The organism is Streptomyces sp. NPDC029044, from assembly GCF_040637495.1.
In the GTDB taxonomy this organism is placed as follows: Bacteria; Actinomycetota; Actinomycetes; order Streptomycetales; family Streptomycetaceae; genus Streptomyces.
In genome coordinates this window covers 403,859-418,465 of record NZ_JBEZWN010000001.1, presented here as the reverse complement: position 1 = coordinate 418,465, position 14,607 = coordinate 403,859, and the positions used below count along the sequence as shown (strand labels likewise).

The following is a 14,607-nucleotide window of genomic DNA, read 5'->3' as shown; positions in this document are numbered from 1 at the left end:
TTTCACTTCTCCGCCCCCCCCCTTTATCTACACTCTCCCGGTCACACTCTTCCCCCACCCCCCGCTCTCCCTTCCTCCCCCACCGCGCCTCGCGGTGGGACGGCCGCCGTCGTTCGAGCCCGGCGGGCTCAGGTCACTCGACCCGGCCCCACTCCAGGCAGCGCGTCGCCGCGTAGCGCTTCTTGCCGCCCCAGTTCACCTCGTGCCAGCGGTTCTCGGTGGGCGAGTTGCTGGTGCACTTGTACTTGCCGCCGTCCACCGCGCTGCACCCGGCGACCCAGCACTTCACGATCTTCCCCTTCTTCGGGGTGCCGATCTTGCGACCGGGTGTTCGTCACGCCGCCGATGTCTCGTTCGCCACAGTGACGAGCCCGAGCAGCTCCTCGTACACCCCCCGGTCGAACTCCCCCGCCACCGGTGCCACTACCGTCGCCGCCGACAGGGCGATGGCCCGGGTCAGGCGGTCCGGCCACGGGAGGTGTTCCACCAGGCCCGAGAGCAGGCCCGCCACCACCGCGTCGCCCGCGCCCGTCGGGTTGCCCCGGGCCGGGGCCGGCGGGGTGGCTCGCCAGCGGCCCTCTCGGGTGGCGGCGAGGAGGCCCCCGGGGCCCAGGGAGGCGACCACCGCGCCCGCTCCCCGGCGGCGGGCGTCCTGGGTGGCGCGCAGCGGTTCGTGGGAGCCGGTCAGCTCCGCCAGTTCGCCGGCGTTCGGCTTGATGATGTCGGGGCGGGCCGCGACGCCCCGGCGCAGGGGTTCGCCGCTGGTGTCCAGGAGGACCGGGAGACCGAAGGAGCGGGCCGTGCGGATCAGGCCCGCGTAGGCGCCCACCGGAACGCCCGGCGGCAGGCTGCCGCACAGGGCCACCGCCGACGCGGCGGGCAGCAGGTCCTCGTAGGCCTCCTGGAAGGCCGACCACTCGCCGGGCGTGACCATCGGGCCCGGTTCGTTCAGCTGGGTGGTGTCGCCGGTCCGCTCGTCGACCACGGCGACCGTCCGGCGGGTCGCGCCCGAGAGGGGGACCAGCGCGTCCACCACGCCCGGTACCGCCGCGAGCTTGCCCTGCACGACCCGGCCCGTCGCCCCGCCCGTGAACCCCGTCACCGTCACCTCGTGCCCGAGGGCGGCGAGCACCCGGGCCACGTTGACGCCCTTGCCGCCGGGGCGTTCCGTCACCTCGGAGACGCGGTGCGAGGCGTGCGGCCTGAGGGACCCCACGCGGTAGGTGATGTCGAGAGCGGTGTTCAGCGTGACCGTGAGGATCACCTGGGCCGACCTCCCCCGATGTGCTTGCCGACGTGAACGTGCAGGTAGCCCGATCATGCCAAAGAGACGGCGGTCGGCCCAGTCCCGGAGTCGGCCACCGTCTCTCGACTGGGGGATGGATCAGCCCAGTTGGGGACCGACCACCCATTCACCCCGGCGCATCACGCCCTTCACCTCGTACCCGGAGTCCAGGATCAGCAGGTCCGCGTCCTTGCCGGGCTCCAGTGAGCCGATCGTGTCGGCCATGCCGAGCAGCCGGGCCGGGGTGGCGGACAGGGCCGTGACCGCGTCCTCGACGGACAGGCCGTCGACCGTGACCGCCCGCTTGAAGGCGCGGTCCAGCGTGAGGGTCGAGCCGGCGATCGTGCCGTCCTCCACCAGCCGGGCCACGCCGTCCGCGACCTCCACCTCCAGCGGGCCCAGCCAGTAGCGTCCGTCGCCGAAACCGGCCGCGTCCATCGCGTCCGTGATGAACGCGACCCGGTCCGCTCCCGCGCGGTGGAACGCCAGTTGCAGTGCGGCGGGGTGCAGGTGGGTGCCGTCGTTGATCAGCTCGACGGTGACCCGGTCGTCCTCCAGGAGAGCCGCGATCGGGCCGGGGGAGCGGTGGCCGAGCGGGGGCATCGCGTTGAAGAGGTGGGTGGCGACCGTGGCGCCCGCGTCGATGGCCTCCACCGTCTGCTCGTACGTGGCGTCCGTATGGCCGATCGCCGCGATCACGCCGTGGTCGGCGAGGAGGCGTACGGAGTCCAGGCCGCCGGGGAGCTCGGTGGCCAGCGTGAGCATCTTCGCCCGGCCCCGGGCCGCGTCGATCAGCTTGCGGACCTCGGCGGGGTGGGGGTCGCGCAGGAGGCCCTCGGAGTGGGCTCCCTTGCGGCAGGGGGAGATGAACGGGCCCTCGAAGTGGACGCCGGCGATGTCGCCCTGCTCGGCGAGTTCGCTCAGCAGGCCGGCGCGGTGGGTGAGGGAGTCCATGTCGCCGGTGACGGTGGAGGCGACCAGGGTGGTCGTGCCGTGCAGGCGGTGGGTGTGGATGCCCTTGAGGATGTCGTCGACCGAGCCGGAGGTGAAGGAGGCTCCGCCGCCGCCGTGGTTGTGGATGTCGACGAAGCCGGGGATCACGTAGTGGTCTGTTACGTCGATGACCTGGGCGTTTTCCGGGGCGGCCCGGGCGATGCGGGTGCCGTCGACGGCTACCTGGCCGTTTTCGACGGTTCCGGTCGGGAGGACCACTGTCGCGCCGGTGAGCACAGTGGGGGTCCCCGATGGGGCGGAGTGCGGGTGCGTCGTGGCTGGTCGCGCAGTTCCCCGCGCCCCTGGGGCATCCGTCATCAGGGCGTTACCTCCATACGGTCGGTCGATGCCAGAAGGTCCCAGGCCAGCAGGCCCGCCCCCAGACAACCGGCGCTGTCCCCCAGCGCCGCGGGGACGATCGTCGGCTGCTTCTGGAAGGTGATGCGGCGGCGGATCGCCTCCCGCAGGGGCGTGAACAGCGTTTCCCCCGCCTCGGCCAGCCCGCCGCCGATGATCAGGGTGCGGGGGTCCAGCAGGGTCAGGGCCGTGACCAGGCCGTCAGCGAGGGCGTCGACCGCCTGCTGCCAGACCGCCCGGGCCTTCGGGTCACCGGAGTCCACCGCCTTCGCGCAGTCCGCTGCGTCCGCGTCCGGGTCGCCGGAGGCCGCGGCCCAGGCCTCGCTCACGGCCGCAGCCGAGGCGAAGCGCTCCAGGCAGCCGCGCTGCCCGCACGGACAGGGGGACCCGCCGGGACGTACGACGATGTGGCCGATCTCGCCCGCGAAGCCGTGCGCGCCCGCCTCGACCCGGCCGTCGACGCCGATGGCGCCCGCGATGCCGGTGCCCAGGGCCACGAACAGGAACCGGTCCGCGCCCCGGCCCGCTCCGACCCGGCCCTCGGCGAGGCCGCCGGTGCGCACGTCGTGGCCGAGGGCGACCGGAACGCCGAGCCGCTCCGACAGCAGGGCGCGCAGCGGGACGTCGCGCCAGCCGAGGTTGGCGGCGTAGACGGCGACGCCGTCCGCCTCGTCGACGATGCCGGGGACGGCCACGCCGGCGGCGGACGCGGGCGCGCCGAAGTGCTCGGCGCCGTGGGCGTGCAGCTCGGCGGCGAAGTCGAGGATGCCCGCGACGACGGCGTCCGGCCCCTGGGCGCGTCCGGTGGCCCGCCGGGCCCGGTGCAGCACCTCGCCCCCGGGCCCGGCCAGGGCGGCCTTCATTCCGGTGCCGCCCACGTCGAGGGCGATGACATGTCTCACGGAAACAGTGTGACCCGGTGACCCGCGAGAGGTCTAGTCCACTCACGTGGTGTAGACCTTATTCCGAATATCGAAAAGTTTCAGAGGCGGCGACGCCAGGGTTGGGGAAGAGCAGCGGTGCAGCGGCGGCGAATGGCAGGAACGATCGCGGCGGTGTCCGCACTGGGCATGACGGCGGTCCTCGGCGGGTGCGGCATCACGGGCGGCTCGGAGGACGTGACGCTCAAGCTGGTCGCCGCCGACTACGGCGACAGCGCGGCCAACAGCTCCAAGAAGTACTGGGACAAGCTCGTCGAGGAGTACGAGGCCGACCACCCCGGTGTCACGGTCGACGTCAGCGTCTACTCCTGGAACGACGTCGACCGCAAGGTCAGGGAGATGGTCGCCGCCGGTGACCCGCCGGACATGGCCCAGATCGGCGCCTACGCCGACTACGCGGCCAAGAACCAGCTCTACAAGGCCGACGACCTGCTCTCCATACCCGTGCAGGCCGACTTCGTCGGGCAGCTTGCCTCCGCGGGCCAGGTGAAGGGCGTGCAGTACGGGATGCCGTTCGCCGCCTCCACGCGCGTCCTCTTCTACAACAAGGCCCTCTTCTCCAAGGCCGGCATCACCCCGCCCGAGTCCTGGGACGACGTGGCCGAGAACGCCGAGGCGCTCAAGGCCGAGGGCGTGAAGTACCCGTACGCGCTGCCGCTCGGCCCGGAGGAGGCGCAGGCCGAGACCATGCAGTGGATGCTCAGCGGCGGGGGCGGCTACACCGACAGCGTCGACAGCTACGGCATCGACTCCCCGGAGAACATCGACACCTTCTCCTGGCTGAAGAACGACCTGGTGGGCAAGGACCTGACCGGGCCGGTCGCCCCGGGCGAGCTCAACCGGGCCGCCGCGTTCGCCGCCTTCGCCAAGGGCCAGGTCGGCATGCTCAACGGCCACCCCTCCCTGATGAAGATCGCCGAGAGCAAGGGCGTGAAGTACGGCATGGTGCCCATGCCGGGCAAGGGGGGCCCGAGCAAGTCCACGCTCGGTGTGGCCGACTGGATGATGGCCTTCCGCGAGAACGGCCACCGCGACCAGATCGGCGACTTCCTCGACTTCGTCTACAGCGAGAAGAACGTGCTGGCCTTCTCCCGCGAGTACGACCTGCTGCCGGTCACCTCCTCCGCGTCCGGCACCATGGCCGCCTCCGACGAGGACCGGCACCTCAGGCCGTTCCTGTCGGAGCTGCTGGCCTCCGAGCTGTACCCGGTCGGCAAGACCTCCTGGGCCGACGTCAGCGCCCAGGTCAAGCAGCAGATCGGCAAGGCCGTCGCGCCCGGGGGCAGCCCCTCGGGCGTCCTCGGCCACCTCCAGGCTGCGGCGGGCCGGGCGGAGAGCGCGGAGTAGCTGCGCTGGGCTGTCGGTGGGGGGCGTTACGGTGCCGGGTATGGACGAGGACACGGGTGAGCAGGGGCTCGGGCGCCGGGAGCGGGACATTCTCGCGCTCGAACGCCGGGGGTTCCCCGGGCCCGGCGTGAAGGAACGGGCCATACGTGAGGAGCTGGGGCTCGCCCCTGTGCGCTACTACCAGCTTCTCAACGCGCTGTTGGACGACCCCAGGGCCCTGGCTCATGACCCGGTGACGGTGAATCGGCTGCGGCGTGTTCGGGAGCGGCGTCGGTCCGAGCGGTGAGTGGGGATTCCCGGCCGTCGCGGGCTGCGGGCCCGTTGTGGTTGCTCGCGCCCACGCGGCGGAGCCGCAGATCGACACAGCCCCGCGCCGCTGAGGGACGTTGCCCTTCAGCCGATCCGGTTCGCCAGCGAGGCCAGCAGCCGTACGACCCCCTCCGGGCCCTCCACCACCACGTCCGCCCGTTCTCGCAGTTCCGTCACCTCGTCGCTGCCGCTGCACACCAGCAGGCCCGGGGTGCCGGACGTGCGGAGGGCGTCGACGGCGGAGTACGCGGGCAGGTCGCCCAGGTCGTCGCCGCCGTAGAGGACGGAGCCGGCGCCGATCTCCCGGGCGAAGCCGGTCAGGGCGACGCCCTTGTCCATGCCGGGCGGGCGCAGTTCGAGGACCATGCGGCCGGGCTCGACGATCAGGCCGTGCCGGGTCGCCAGGCCGGTGAGCGGCTCGCGCAGCGCCTCGAAGGCGGCCTGCGGGTCGGCGGCCCGGCGGGTGTGCACGGCCACCGCCCGGCCCTTGTCCTCGACCCAGGTCCCGCTCCCGTCGAGCAGCCCGGGCAGCTCGGCGCGGACGGCGTCGACGCCGGGGTGCGGGTCGGGGGCGGTGATCTCGCCGCTGCGGGCGTCCCACCGCTCGGCGCCGTAGTGCCCGAGGACGACGAGGTGTTCAAGACCGGGCACGTCCGCGAAGCCGCCGTTGCGCACGGCGACCTCGGCCGGCCGGCCGGTGATCACCGCGACGGCGGCGACCTTCGGGGCGAGCGCCACCAGCGCGCCCAGCGCCTCCGGATGGGCCCGGGCCAGCTCCGGGTCGGCGACGATCGGCGCGAGCGTCCCGTCGAAGTCCAAGGCGACCAGCGCCTTGCCGGGGTCGGTGAGCAGGGCGGCGAGCCCGTCCTGCCCGGCCTTCGTGACGGGCGCGGGCAACGCGTTCACGGTCATCGCCGCTCAGCCCCTCAGCGCGTCGAGCTGGTCCACGAACCACTGCGCCGGCGGCAGTGCCGTCGCCGCCGCTGCCAGGCGCTTGCTGCGCTCGGCGCGTTCCTCCGGGCGCATCGACAGCGCCTCGTGCAGGGCCGTGGCCGTGCCCGTCACGTCGTAGGGGTTCACCGTGATCGCGTCCTCGCCCAGCTCCTCGTGCGCCCCGGCCTCCCGCGACAGCACCAGCGCGCAGCCGGCGTCGGAGACGACCGGGACCTCCTTGGCGACGAGGTTCATGCCGTCCCGGATGGGGTTGACGAGCGCCACGTCGGCCAGCCGGTAGGCGGCCAGGGAGCGGGCGAAGTCGTCCTTGACGTGCAGCACGACCGGCGTCCAGCCCGGCGTGCCGTACTCGGCGTTGATCTCGTCGGCGACCCGCTGCACCTCGGCCGTGTAGTCCCGGTACACCGCGAGGTCCTGCCGCGAGGGGTACGCGAAGGCGACGTGCACCACCCGCTCGCGCCACTCGGCGTGGGTCTCCAGCAGCCGGCGGTAGGCCAGCAGACCGCGCACGATGTTCTTGGACAGCTCGGTGCGGTCCACCCGGACGATGGTGCGGCGGCCCTCGCCGATCTCCTGCCGCAGCGCGGCCATCCGCTCCTCGACGTCCGGCTCGTGCGCCCGCGCCCGCAGGAAGTCCGCGTCGGCGCCGAGGCCGTGCACCCCGACCCGCGTGCCGCCGAGCCCGCCCGCGAACCGCTCGGCGCAGGCGGTGAACGCCTCCGCCCAGCGCTCGGTGAGGAAGCCGAGGCGGTCGGCGCCGAGCATGCCGCGCAGCACCTGCCCGGCCACGTCGTCCGGCAGCATCCGGAAGTACTCGGGCGGCGCCCACGGTGTGTGCGAGAAGTGCCCGATGCGCAGGTCGGGCCGCAGCTCGCGGAGCATGCCCGGCACCAGCGTCAGGTGGTAGTCCTGCACCACGACCGCCGCGCCCCGCGCCGCCTCCTCGGCCAGCGCCTCGGCGAACGCCCGGTTGTACGTCTCGTAGGACGCCCACTGCCGCCGGAAGTCCGCGTCGAAGACGGGCTCCAGGGGCGTCTGGTAGAGCATGTGGTGCACGAACCACAGGACCGAGTTGGCGATGCCGTTGTACGCGTCGGCGTGCACGTCGGCCGGAATGTCCAGCATCCGCACGCCGTCCTCGCCGACGCCCCGCCGCACCGCCTCGCGGTCGCCGTCGGACAGCGCCGAGCACACCCACAGCGCGTCCGCGTCCGAGCCGATCGCGGAGAGGCCGGAGACCAGCCCGCCGCCGCCCCGTTTGGCGTCCAGCGAACCGTCCTCACCCACCGTGTAGGAGACCGGGCCCCGGTTGGAGGCCACCAGCACCCGCGCAGCACCGTACGTTGAAGCCATACGCCTCAACCTAGCCCGGCCCCCAAACGCTCAAACGTACGGATCTGCCGTGCCCGGCCGAAAAACGGCCCCGGTCAGGCCGCTTTCCGAGCCTGATACTCGGCGATGTCCACCATCGGCGGACGCTCCTCGGTGTCCACGGAGTACGTGCGCGGCTCGAAGCCGTCCTCCCCCCGCTCGAACTGGGTCAGGGACGGCCGGATCAGATGCCCGCGGGCCAGCCGCAGCTGGGCGGTGCGGTAGATCGCGGCGGCCATCCGGCCCAGCGCCTGCCCGTCCTGGTGCCGGTGCTTGCGCACCCCGACGTCCACCTGGGCGAGGGCGTCCAGGCCCGACAGGTGCAGGGCGTCGACCAGCATCCCCAGCTCCACGCCGTAGCCGACGGGGAACGGCAGCTGCTCCAGCAGGGAGCGGCGGGCCGCGTACTCGCCGCCGAGCGGCTGGACGAAGCCGGCCAGCTGCGGCCAGTGCATGTTGAGCAGCGGGCGCGCCATCAGCTCGGTGACCCGGCCGCCCTGCCCGGCGGCACCGGAGAGCGGCCGGTCGTACATGGCCTTCACCAGGTCCACGTCCGGGTCCGTGAGCAGCGGGCCGACGATCCCCGAGACGAAGTCGGACGAGAAGTCCCTGAGGTCCGCGTCGACGAAACAGACGATGTCCCCGCCGGTGACGAGCAGCGAGCGCCACAGCACCTCGCCCTTGCCGGGCACGGCCGGCAAGCGGGGGAGTATGACGTCCCGGTGCACCACCCGCGCGCCCGCGGCGGCGGCCACCTCGGAGGTGCGGTCGGTCGAGCCGGAGTCGACGACGACCAGCTCGTCGACGAGCGGGACCTGCCGCATCAGGTCGTGGCGGATGACGGCGACGATGTCGCCGACCGTCGCCTCCTCGTTGAGGGCGGGCAGAACGACGCTCACCGTCTGGCCCGTGCGCTGCTTGGCGGCCATGATCCGGTGGAGCGGGCGATCGTTCGCGGACCAGGAACGGGTGCCCAGCCAGCGCTCGACTTCTTCCAGCACCGTGGCGGCTCCTCTGCGTTCTCCGGGCGGGACAGAGTGTGATCCATCTCGCGGTTCGGACGACTATCTCAACTGTCCTGGTCGTCGGTTACAGTCTTGAACAAGGCGGATGACCATCGCATGTCCGGGGTCACCCGCCGCCTACAACCACATACAGCTCATCCAGAGGGGCAGAGGGAAACGGCCCGATGAAGCCCCGGCAACCCTCCAGTCGGTACTCGTAGGTCACTGTCGACCACCTGCGCGAGGCTCCCGGCTCGGGAAGGTGCCAAATCCGTCTCACGGCGAGATGCGTCGTGAGGAAGATGAGGAGAAAGGGCCTCGCCTCACATGGCTGTGCAGACTGTTGCAAGCACCACTGACTCCACCGTAGACCTCGGTCCCGCCGCTGCCCTGAGCTGCCGCGAGTGCGGTCACCGCGTACCCCTCGGACCGGTCTTCGCGTGCGAGGAGTGTTTCGGCCCGCTGGAGATCGCCTACGACTTCTCGGCCTACGACACCGAGGAACTCCGCAAGCAGATCGAAGCGGGCCCCGCGAACATCTGGCGTTACGCCCCGCTGCTGCCCGTGCCGGCCGACGTGGCGGACAAGCCGAACATCAACCCCGGCTGGACCAAGCTCGTCAAGGCCGACAACCTCGCGCGCGAGCTGGGCGTCGACGCCGGCAAGCTGTTCGTCAAGGACGACTCCGGCAACCCGACGCACTCCTTCAAGGACCGCGTCGTCGCCCAGGCCCTGGAGGCCGCCCGCGCCTTCGGCTTCACCACGCTCTCCTGCTCCTCCACCGGCAACCTCGCCGGTGCGGTGGGTGCCGCGGCGGCCCGCGCCGGTTTCCGCTCCTGCGTGTTCATCCCGCACGACCTGGAGCAGGGCAAGGTCGTCATGGCCGCGGTCTACGGCGGCGAGCTCGTCGGCATCGAGGGCAACTACGACGACGTGAACCGCTTCTGCTCCGAGCTGATCGGCGACCCGGCCGGCGAGGGCTGGGGCTTCGTCAACGTCAACCTCCGGCCGTACTACGCGGAGGGCTCCAAGACCCTCGCGTACGAGATCTGCGAGCAGCTCGGCTGGCAGCTGCCGGACCAGCTGGTCGTGCCGATCGCCTCCGGCTCTCAGCTCACGAAGATCGACAAGGGTCTCCAGGAGCTGATCAAGCTCGGGCTGGTCGAGGACAAGCCGTACAAGATCTTCGGCGCGCAGGCCGAGGGCTGCTCTCCGGTGTCCGTCGCCTACAAGGCCGGGCACGACGTCGTCCGCCCGCAGAAGCCGAACACCATCGCCAAGTCGCTCGCCATCGGCAACCCGGCGGACGGGCCCTACGTGCTGGACATCGCGCGGCGGACCGGCGGTGCGGTGGAGGACGTGAACGACGAGCAGGTCGTCGAGGCGATCAAGTTGCTCGCGCGGACCGAGGGTGTGTTCGCGGAGACCGCCGGTGGGGTGACGGTCGGCGTGACGAAGAAGCTGCTGGAGAACGGGCTGCTCGACCCGTCGAAGTCGATTGTCGTGCTGAACACGGGTGACGGTCTGAAGACGCTGGACGCGGTGGCTGGGACCGGGCTCACCGCGACGATCCGTCCCAACCTTGATTCGTTCCGTGAGGCTGGGCTCGGCTGATCGTTGTCGCCTGCGGGCCGGTGGGGGGCTGGTCGCGCCAACGCGGCGGAGCCGCACATTGACACGGCCCCGCGCCCCCAAAAGCAGGTCCGCTACCCAACCGGAGGTTTTGAAGTCATGAGCGTCACCGTTCGCATCCCCACCATCCTGCGTACCTACACGGGCGGGCAGGCCGAGGTCGCCGCCGAGGGCGCGAACCTCGGTGAGGTCATCGCCGACCTGGAGAAGAACCACACCGGGATCGCCGCCCGGGTCCTCGACGACCAGGGCAAGCTGCGCCGATTCGTCAACGTCTACGTGAACGACGACGACGTGCGGTTCGAGCAGGGGCTGGAGACGGCGACGCCGGACGGTGCCGGTGTGTCGATCATTCCCGCCGTCGCCGGTGGCTGAACCGGTCGACCGGCCCGATTGTTACCTTCGGTAACGACGATTACCGAGAGTTCATCGAATTGCCCCCTCCGTGAGAGAAGCGGAGGGGGCAATTCTGTGTGGTTGAGCGGGGTACAGTTGGGGAACGCGATACCGATCCACTGATCGGAACCCTGAATTCCTGCCGCGAGCCCGACAAGATGTAGCCAAAGTGTGCGCGTCTTTCGTGGCTTTTGTTCCTTTTGTGTAGCCCGACTTGCCCTGAATTCGGGCGAATTCTCCCCACATTCCGGACCCTGCGCGTCCAGAATTCTCGTCCGATTGACCTGTTGCAGACGGCAGTTGGACAGATACATTCAGCCGCGGTCGACGCGTTCCGGCGCACGCCCCCAACCGTGGGGGGTGAGGTCTGACCCGGGTCCGCGAAGTGTGGATCTGTGCAAGGGCCAGTAATAGGGGAGTTAGGCATGGCTCAGGGCACCGTCAAGTGGTTCAACGCGGAGAAGGGGTACGGCTTCATCGCGGTCGACGGTGGTGCGGATGTTTTCGTCCACTACAGCGCGATTCAGATGGACGGCTACCGCACCCTTGAAGAGGGTCAGCGGGTCGAGTTCGAGATCTCGCAGGGCCAGAAGGGGCCGCAGGCCGACATGGTTCGCGTCGCTGCCTGAACGCGCACCACGACCAACGCATCAAGCGACCGGTCTTCTCTGAAGGGCCCGTACCCCCCGGGGTACGGGCCCTTCGGCCTGCTCGGGCACCTGTCGGGCGGTGTTCGCGGGCGGCTGACGCCCCTGCCCGATCCCCGGGAGGCGCTTGCACTCGCCATGCCCGAGTGCTAATCATTGCGTTAGCACTCTGAAGGTGAGAGTGACAACGTAAGGACCGGGTCGGTGAGGCCCGCAGGCCGGGTGGGGAAGGAACCACAAGGCAAGCGAGCCGTCCGTCGCGGGCGCGGGCGCGGTCCGAAGTAATCACCCCCAGTCCTGGAGGGACCACTTCACATGGCCAAGATCATCGCGTTCGACGAGGAGGCGCGGCGCGGCCTCGAGCGCGGCATGAACCAGCTCGCGGACGCCGTCAAGGTGACGCTCGGCCCCAAGGGCCGCAACGTCGTCCTCGAGAAGAAGTGGGGCGCGCCCACGATCACCAACGATGGTGTCTCCATCGCCAAGGAGATCGAGCTCGAGGACCCGTACGAGAAGATCGGCGCCGAGCTGGTCAAGGAAGTCGCCAAGAAGACGGACGACGTCGCCGGTGACGGTACGACCACCGCGACCGTTCTCGCTCAGGCCCTGGTCAAGGAGGGTCTGCGCAACGTAGCCGCCGGCGCCAACCCGATGGCCCTCAAGCGCGGTATCGAGAAGGCCGTCGAGGCCGTCTCCGCCGCCCTGCTGGAGCAGGCGAAGGACGTCGAGACCAAGGAGCAGATCGCTTCCACGGCCTCCATCTCCGCCGCCGACACCCAGATCGGCGAGCTCATCGCCGAGGCCATGGACAAGGTCGGCAAGGAAGGCGTCATCACCGTCGAGGAGTCCCAGACCTTCGGTCTGGAGCTGGAGCTCACCGAGGGTATGCGCTTCGACAAGGGCTACATCTCGGCGTACTTCGCCACCGACATGGAGCGTATGGAGGCCGTCCTCGACGACCCGTACATCCTGATCGCGAACTCCAAGATCTCGAACGTCAAGGACCTGCTCCCGCTCCTGGAGAAGGTCATGCAGTCGGGCAAGCCGCTGCTGATCATCGCCGAGGACGTCGAGGGCGAGGCCCTGTCGACCCTGGTCGTCAACAAGATCCGCGGCACCTTCAAGTCCGTCGCCGTCAAGGCCCCGGGCTTCGGCGACCGCCGCAAGGCGATGCTCCAGGACATCGGCATCCTCACCGGCGGCGAGGTGATCTCCGAGGAGGTCGGCCTCAAGCTGGAGAACGCCACGCTCGACCTGCTGGGCAAGGCCCGCAAGGTCGTCATCACCAAGGACGAGACCACCATCGTCGACGGTGCCGGCTCCGCCGACCAGGTCCAGGGCCGCGTGAACCAGATCCGCGCCGAGATCGAGAACAGCGACTCGGACTACGACCGCGAGAAGCTCCAGGAGCGCCTGGCGAAGCTCGCCGGCGGCGTCGCGGTCATCAAGGCCGGTGCCGCCACCGAGGTGGAGCTCAAGGAGCGCAAGCACCGCATCGAGGACGCCGTGCGCAACGCCAAGGCGGCCGTCGAGGAGGGCATCGTCGCCGGTGGTGGCGTGGCCCTGCTCCAGGCCTCCCAGGTCTTCGAGAAGCTGGAGCTCGACGGTGACGAGGCGACCGGCGCCAACGCCGTGAAGCTCGCGCTGGAGGCCCCGCTGAAGCAGATCGCCGTCAACGGTGGTCTCGAGGGCGGCGTCGTCGTGGAGAAGGTCCGCAACCTCACCGTCGGCCACGGCCTGAACGCCGCGACCGGTGAGTACGTCGACATGATCGCCGAGGGCATCATCGACCCGGCGAAGGTGACCCGTTCCGCGCTGCAGAACGCCGCCTCCATCGCCGCGCTGTTCCTCACCACCGAGGCCGTCATCGCCGACAAGCCGGAGAAGGCCGCCGCGCCCGCCGGCGGCGGCATGCCGGGCGGTGACATGGACTTCTGATCGACCCGGTCGATCAACGTCCTTGCCGAGGGCGGCACTTCCTGTTCCGACAGGGGGTGCCGCCCTCGGGCGTGTCCGGGGAGCGTGACGGGTGAGTGCGGGGCGCGTGTCCGGGATCACAGCAGGGGTGGGATGGCCCTGACGGGACCGGATGGTTGAAGGTTAGGTCTTATGCGTATGCACATACCCTCCGGTATCCGAAAGTGAGCCCCCACGTGACTGTCGCCGCCTCCGCCTCCCGCGCCGCCGAAATCCTCTCCCGGCCCGTATCGCTGGGCGGCCTGACCGTTCCGAACCGGATCGCGATGGCACCGATGACCCGCATGTTCTCCCCGGGCGGCGTGCCCGGCGAGGACGTCGTGTCGTACTACGCGCGCCGCGCCGCCGCCGGAGTCGGCCTGATCGTCACCGAGGGCACCTACGTCCGACACGAGTCGGCCGGGCAGAGCGACCGCGTGCCGCGGTTCCACGGTGAGGAGCAGCTCGCGGGCTGGGCGAAGGTCGCCGAGGCGGTGCACGCCGCGGGCGGCACCATCGTGCCGCAGCTCTGGCACATCGGCATGGTCCGCAACCAGGGCGAGCCGCCCGTCGCCGACGCCCCCGCCGTCGGTCCCTCCGGGCTGCGCATCGGCGCGACCGAGCCCACCGGCAAGGCCATGACGCAGGCCGACATCGACGCCGTCATCGGCGCGTTCGCCGAGGCCGCCGCCGCGGCCGAGCGCATCGGCTTCGACGGCGTGGAGCTGCACGGCGCCCACGGCTACCTGCTCGACCAGTTCCTGTGGGAGGGCACCAACCGCCGCACCGACGCCTACGGCGGCGACCGCGTCGCCCGCGCCAAGCTCTCGGAGGAGATCGTGGCGGCCGTCCGCGAGACCGTATCCGCCGACTTCCCCGTCATCTTCCGCTACTCCCAGTGGAAGCAGGAGGCCTACCGCGCCCGCCTCGCCGAGACCCCGGAGGAGCTGGAGTCCATCCTGACGCCGCTCGCCGCCGCCGGCGTCGACGCCTTCCACGCCTCCACCCGCCGCTACTGGGTCCCCGAGTTCGAGGACTCCGACCTCAACCTGGCCGGCTGGACCAAGAAGCTCACCGGCAAGCCCGCCATCACCGTCGGCTCGGTCGGTCTGGACGGCGGCGACTTCCTCAAGTCCTTCCAGGGCGAGGGCGCCGAGGTCGGCGACCTCGACAACCTCCTCGACCGCTTCGAGCGCGACGAGTTCGACATGGTCGCCGTCGGCCGCGCCCTGCTCCAGGACCCGCAGTGGGCCCGGAAGGTCCTCGACGGCCGCTTCGACGAGCTGGCCCCCTACGACGCCGCGGCGGCTCTGAAGACGCTCAGCTGAACCGGCACCTGTGACTCTGGATCTCCTTGCGTCAGTCAAGGACACTGGCTGAACGCTTGTTCACCGGTGCCGTGTGAGGAGATCCAG

Annotated in this window: 14 protein-coding genes and 1 riboswitch; of the genes, 7 read left to right on the top strand and 7 right to left on the bottom strand. The window is 70.8% G+C overall.

Features of this window, described 5'->3' with window-relative positions; genetic code table 11:
- Nucleotides 1-133: 133 nt before the first annotated feature.
- The 4 genes from AB0E85_RS01980 to AB0E85_RS01965 all read right to left on the bottom strand — a co-directional run bounded on the left by AB0E85_RS01980 (nt 134) and on the right by AB0E85_RS01965 (nt 3,537).
- Nucleotides 134-289, bottom strand: coding sequence for a hypothetical protein (locus tag AB0E85_RS01980; RefSeq protein ID WP_361921430.1), 156 nt, complete (start codon nt 287-289; stop codon nt 134-136).
- 45 nt (nt 290-334) lie between these two features.
- Nucleotides 335-1,264, bottom strand: a complete 930-nt coding sequence (locus AB0E85_RS01975; protein WP_361921428.1) for a 1-phosphofructokinase family hexose kinase — start codon at nt 1,262-1,264, stop codon at nt 335-337.
- A gap of 120 nt (nt 1,265-1,384) precedes the next feature.
- The gene (gene nagA, locus AB0E85_RS01970) at nt 1,385-2,515 is read right to left on the bottom strand and encodes an N-acetylglucosamine-6-phosphate deacetylase (protein WP_361921427.1); all 1,131 of its coding nucleotides are present in this window, start codon (nt 2,513-2,515) and stop codon (nt 1,385-1,387) included.
- 80 nt (nt 2,516-2,595) lie between these two features.
- Nucleotides 2,596-3,537 (bottom strand): ROK family protein, encoded by a 942-nt coding sequence (locus AB0E85_RS01965; protein ID WP_361921425.1) that lies wholly within the window; start codon nt 3,535-3,537, stop codon nt 2,596-2,598.
- A 132-nt stretch (nt 3,538-3,669) separates the two neighbouring features.
- On the opposite strand from AB0E85_RS01965, the gene AB0E85_RS01960 reads away from it, so the two are divergent.
- Nucleotides 3,670-4,923, top strand: coding sequence for an extracellular solute-binding protein (locus AB0E85_RS01960; protein ID WP_361921423.1), 1,254 nt, complete (start codon nt 3,670-3,672; stop codon nt 4,921-4,923).
- Between the two features lie 40 nt (nt 4,924-4,963).
- A complete protein-coding gene (locus AB0E85_RS01955; RefSeq protein ID WP_361921421.1) occupies nt 4,964-5,209 on the top strand; it encodes a DUF3263 domain-containing protein in 246 nt (81 codons plus the stop codon).
- A gap of 107 nt (nt 5,210-5,316) precedes the next feature.
- Here AB0E85_RS01955 and otsB read toward each other — a convergent pair whose 3' ends face one another.
- From otsB to AB0E85_RS01940, 3 genes are all read right to left on the bottom strand, one after another.
- Nucleotides 5,317-6,144 (bottom strand): trehalose-phosphatase, encoded by an 828-nt coding sequence (gene otsB, locus AB0E85_RS01950; RefSeq protein ID WP_361921419.1) that lies wholly within the window; start codon nt 6,142-6,144, stop codon nt 5,317-5,319.
- Between the two features lie 6 nt (nt 6,145-6,150).
- Nucleotides 6,151-7,539, bottom strand: a complete 1,389-nt coding sequence (locus AB0E85_RS01945; RefSeq protein ID WP_361921418.1) for a trehalose-6-phosphate synthase — start codon at nt 7,537-7,539, stop codon at nt 6,151-6,153.
- A gap of 74 nt (nt 7,540-7,613) precedes the next feature.
- Nucleotides 7,614-8,558 (bottom strand): glucosyl-3-phosphoglycerate synthase, encoded by a 945-nt coding sequence (locus tag AB0E85_RS01940; protein WP_361921416.1) that lies wholly within the window; start codon nt 8,556-8,558, stop codon nt 7,614-7,616.
- Nucleotides 8,559-8,713: 155 nt separating this feature from the next.
- Nucleotides 8,714-8,870: riboswitch (SAM riboswitch) on the top strand.
- 18 nt (nt 8,871-8,888) lie between these two features.
- Between AB0E85_RS01940 and thrC the strand changes: the two genes are divergently transcribed.
- The 5 genes from thrC to AB0E85_RS01915 all read left to right on the top strand — a co-directional run bounded on the left by thrC (nt 8,889) and on the right by AB0E85_RS01915 (nt 14,520).
- Complete coding sequence (gene thrC / locus AB0E85_RS01935; protein ID WP_361921414.1) at nt 8,889-10,175, top strand: threonine synthase; 1,287 nt, start codon at nt 8,889-8,891, stop codon at nt 10,173-10,175.
- A 117-nt stretch (nt 10,176-10,292) separates the two neighbouring features.
- On the top strand, nt 10,293-10,568 hold the full coding sequence (locus tag AB0E85_RS01930; RefSeq protein ID WP_003991133.1) for a MoaD/ThiS family protein: 276 nt from the start codon (nt 10,293-10,295) through the stop codon (nt 10,566-10,568).
- A 446-nt stretch (nt 10,569-11,014) separates the two neighbouring features.
- Nucleotides 11,015-11,218: a cold-shock protein gene (locus tag AB0E85_RS01925; protein WP_003949956.1), complete on the top strand. Its 204-nt coding sequence runs from the start codon at nt 11,015-11,017 to the stop codon at nt 11,216-11,218.
- A 333-nt stretch (nt 11,219-11,551) separates the two neighbouring features.
- Nucleotides 11,552-13,174 carry a chaperonin GroEL gene (gene groL / locus AB0E85_RS01920; RefSeq protein ID WP_161366664.1) on the top strand — a complete coding sequence of 541 codons (1,623 nt, stop codon included), beginning with the start codon at nt 11,552-11,554 and terminating at the stop codon, nt 13,172-13,174.
- A 215-nt stretch (nt 13,175-13,389) separates the two neighbouring features.
- On the top strand, nt 13,390-14,520 hold the full coding sequence (locus tag AB0E85_RS01915; RefSeq protein ID WP_361921411.1) for an NADH:flavin oxidoreductase: 1,131 nt from the start codon (nt 13,390-13,392) through the stop codon (nt 14,518-14,520).
- Nucleotides 14,521-14,607 lie beyond the last annotated feature (87 nt).

Excerpts from the sequence above, each read along its gene's own strand:
- AB0E85_RS01960 (WP_361921423.1), top strand. The coding sequence starts at position 3,670 with ATGGCAGGAACGATCGCGGCGGTGTCCGCACTGGGCATGACGGCGGTC.
- AB0E85_RS01955 (WP_361921421.1), top strand. The coding sequence starts at position 4,964 with ATGGACGAGGACACGGGTGAGCAGGGGCTCGGGCGCCGGGAGCGGGAC.
- otsB (WP_361921419.1), bottom strand. The coding sequence starts at position 6,144 with ATGACCGTGAACGCGTTGCCCGCGCCCGTCACGAAGGCCGGGCAGGAC.
- AB0E85_RS01945 (WP_361921418.1), bottom strand. The coding sequence starts at position 7,539 with ATGGCTTCAACGTACGGTGCTGCGCGGGTGCTGGTGGCCTCCAACCGG.
- thrC (WP_361921414.1), top strand. The coding sequence starts at position 8,889 with ATGGCTGTGCAGACTGTTGCAAGCACCACTGACTCCACCGTAGACCTC.
- AB0E85_RS01930 (WP_003991133.1), top strand. The coding sequence starts at position 10,293 with ATGAGCGTCACCGTTCGCATCCCCACCATCCTGCGTACCTACACGGGC.
- AB0E85_RS01925 (WP_003949956.1), top strand. The coding sequence starts at position 11,015 with ATGGCTCAGGGCACCGTCAAGTGGTTCAACGCGGAGAAGGGGTACGGC.
- groL (WP_161366664.1), top strand. The coding sequence starts at position 11,552 with ATGGCCAAGATCATCGCGTTCGACGAGGAGGCGCGGCGCGGCCTCGAG.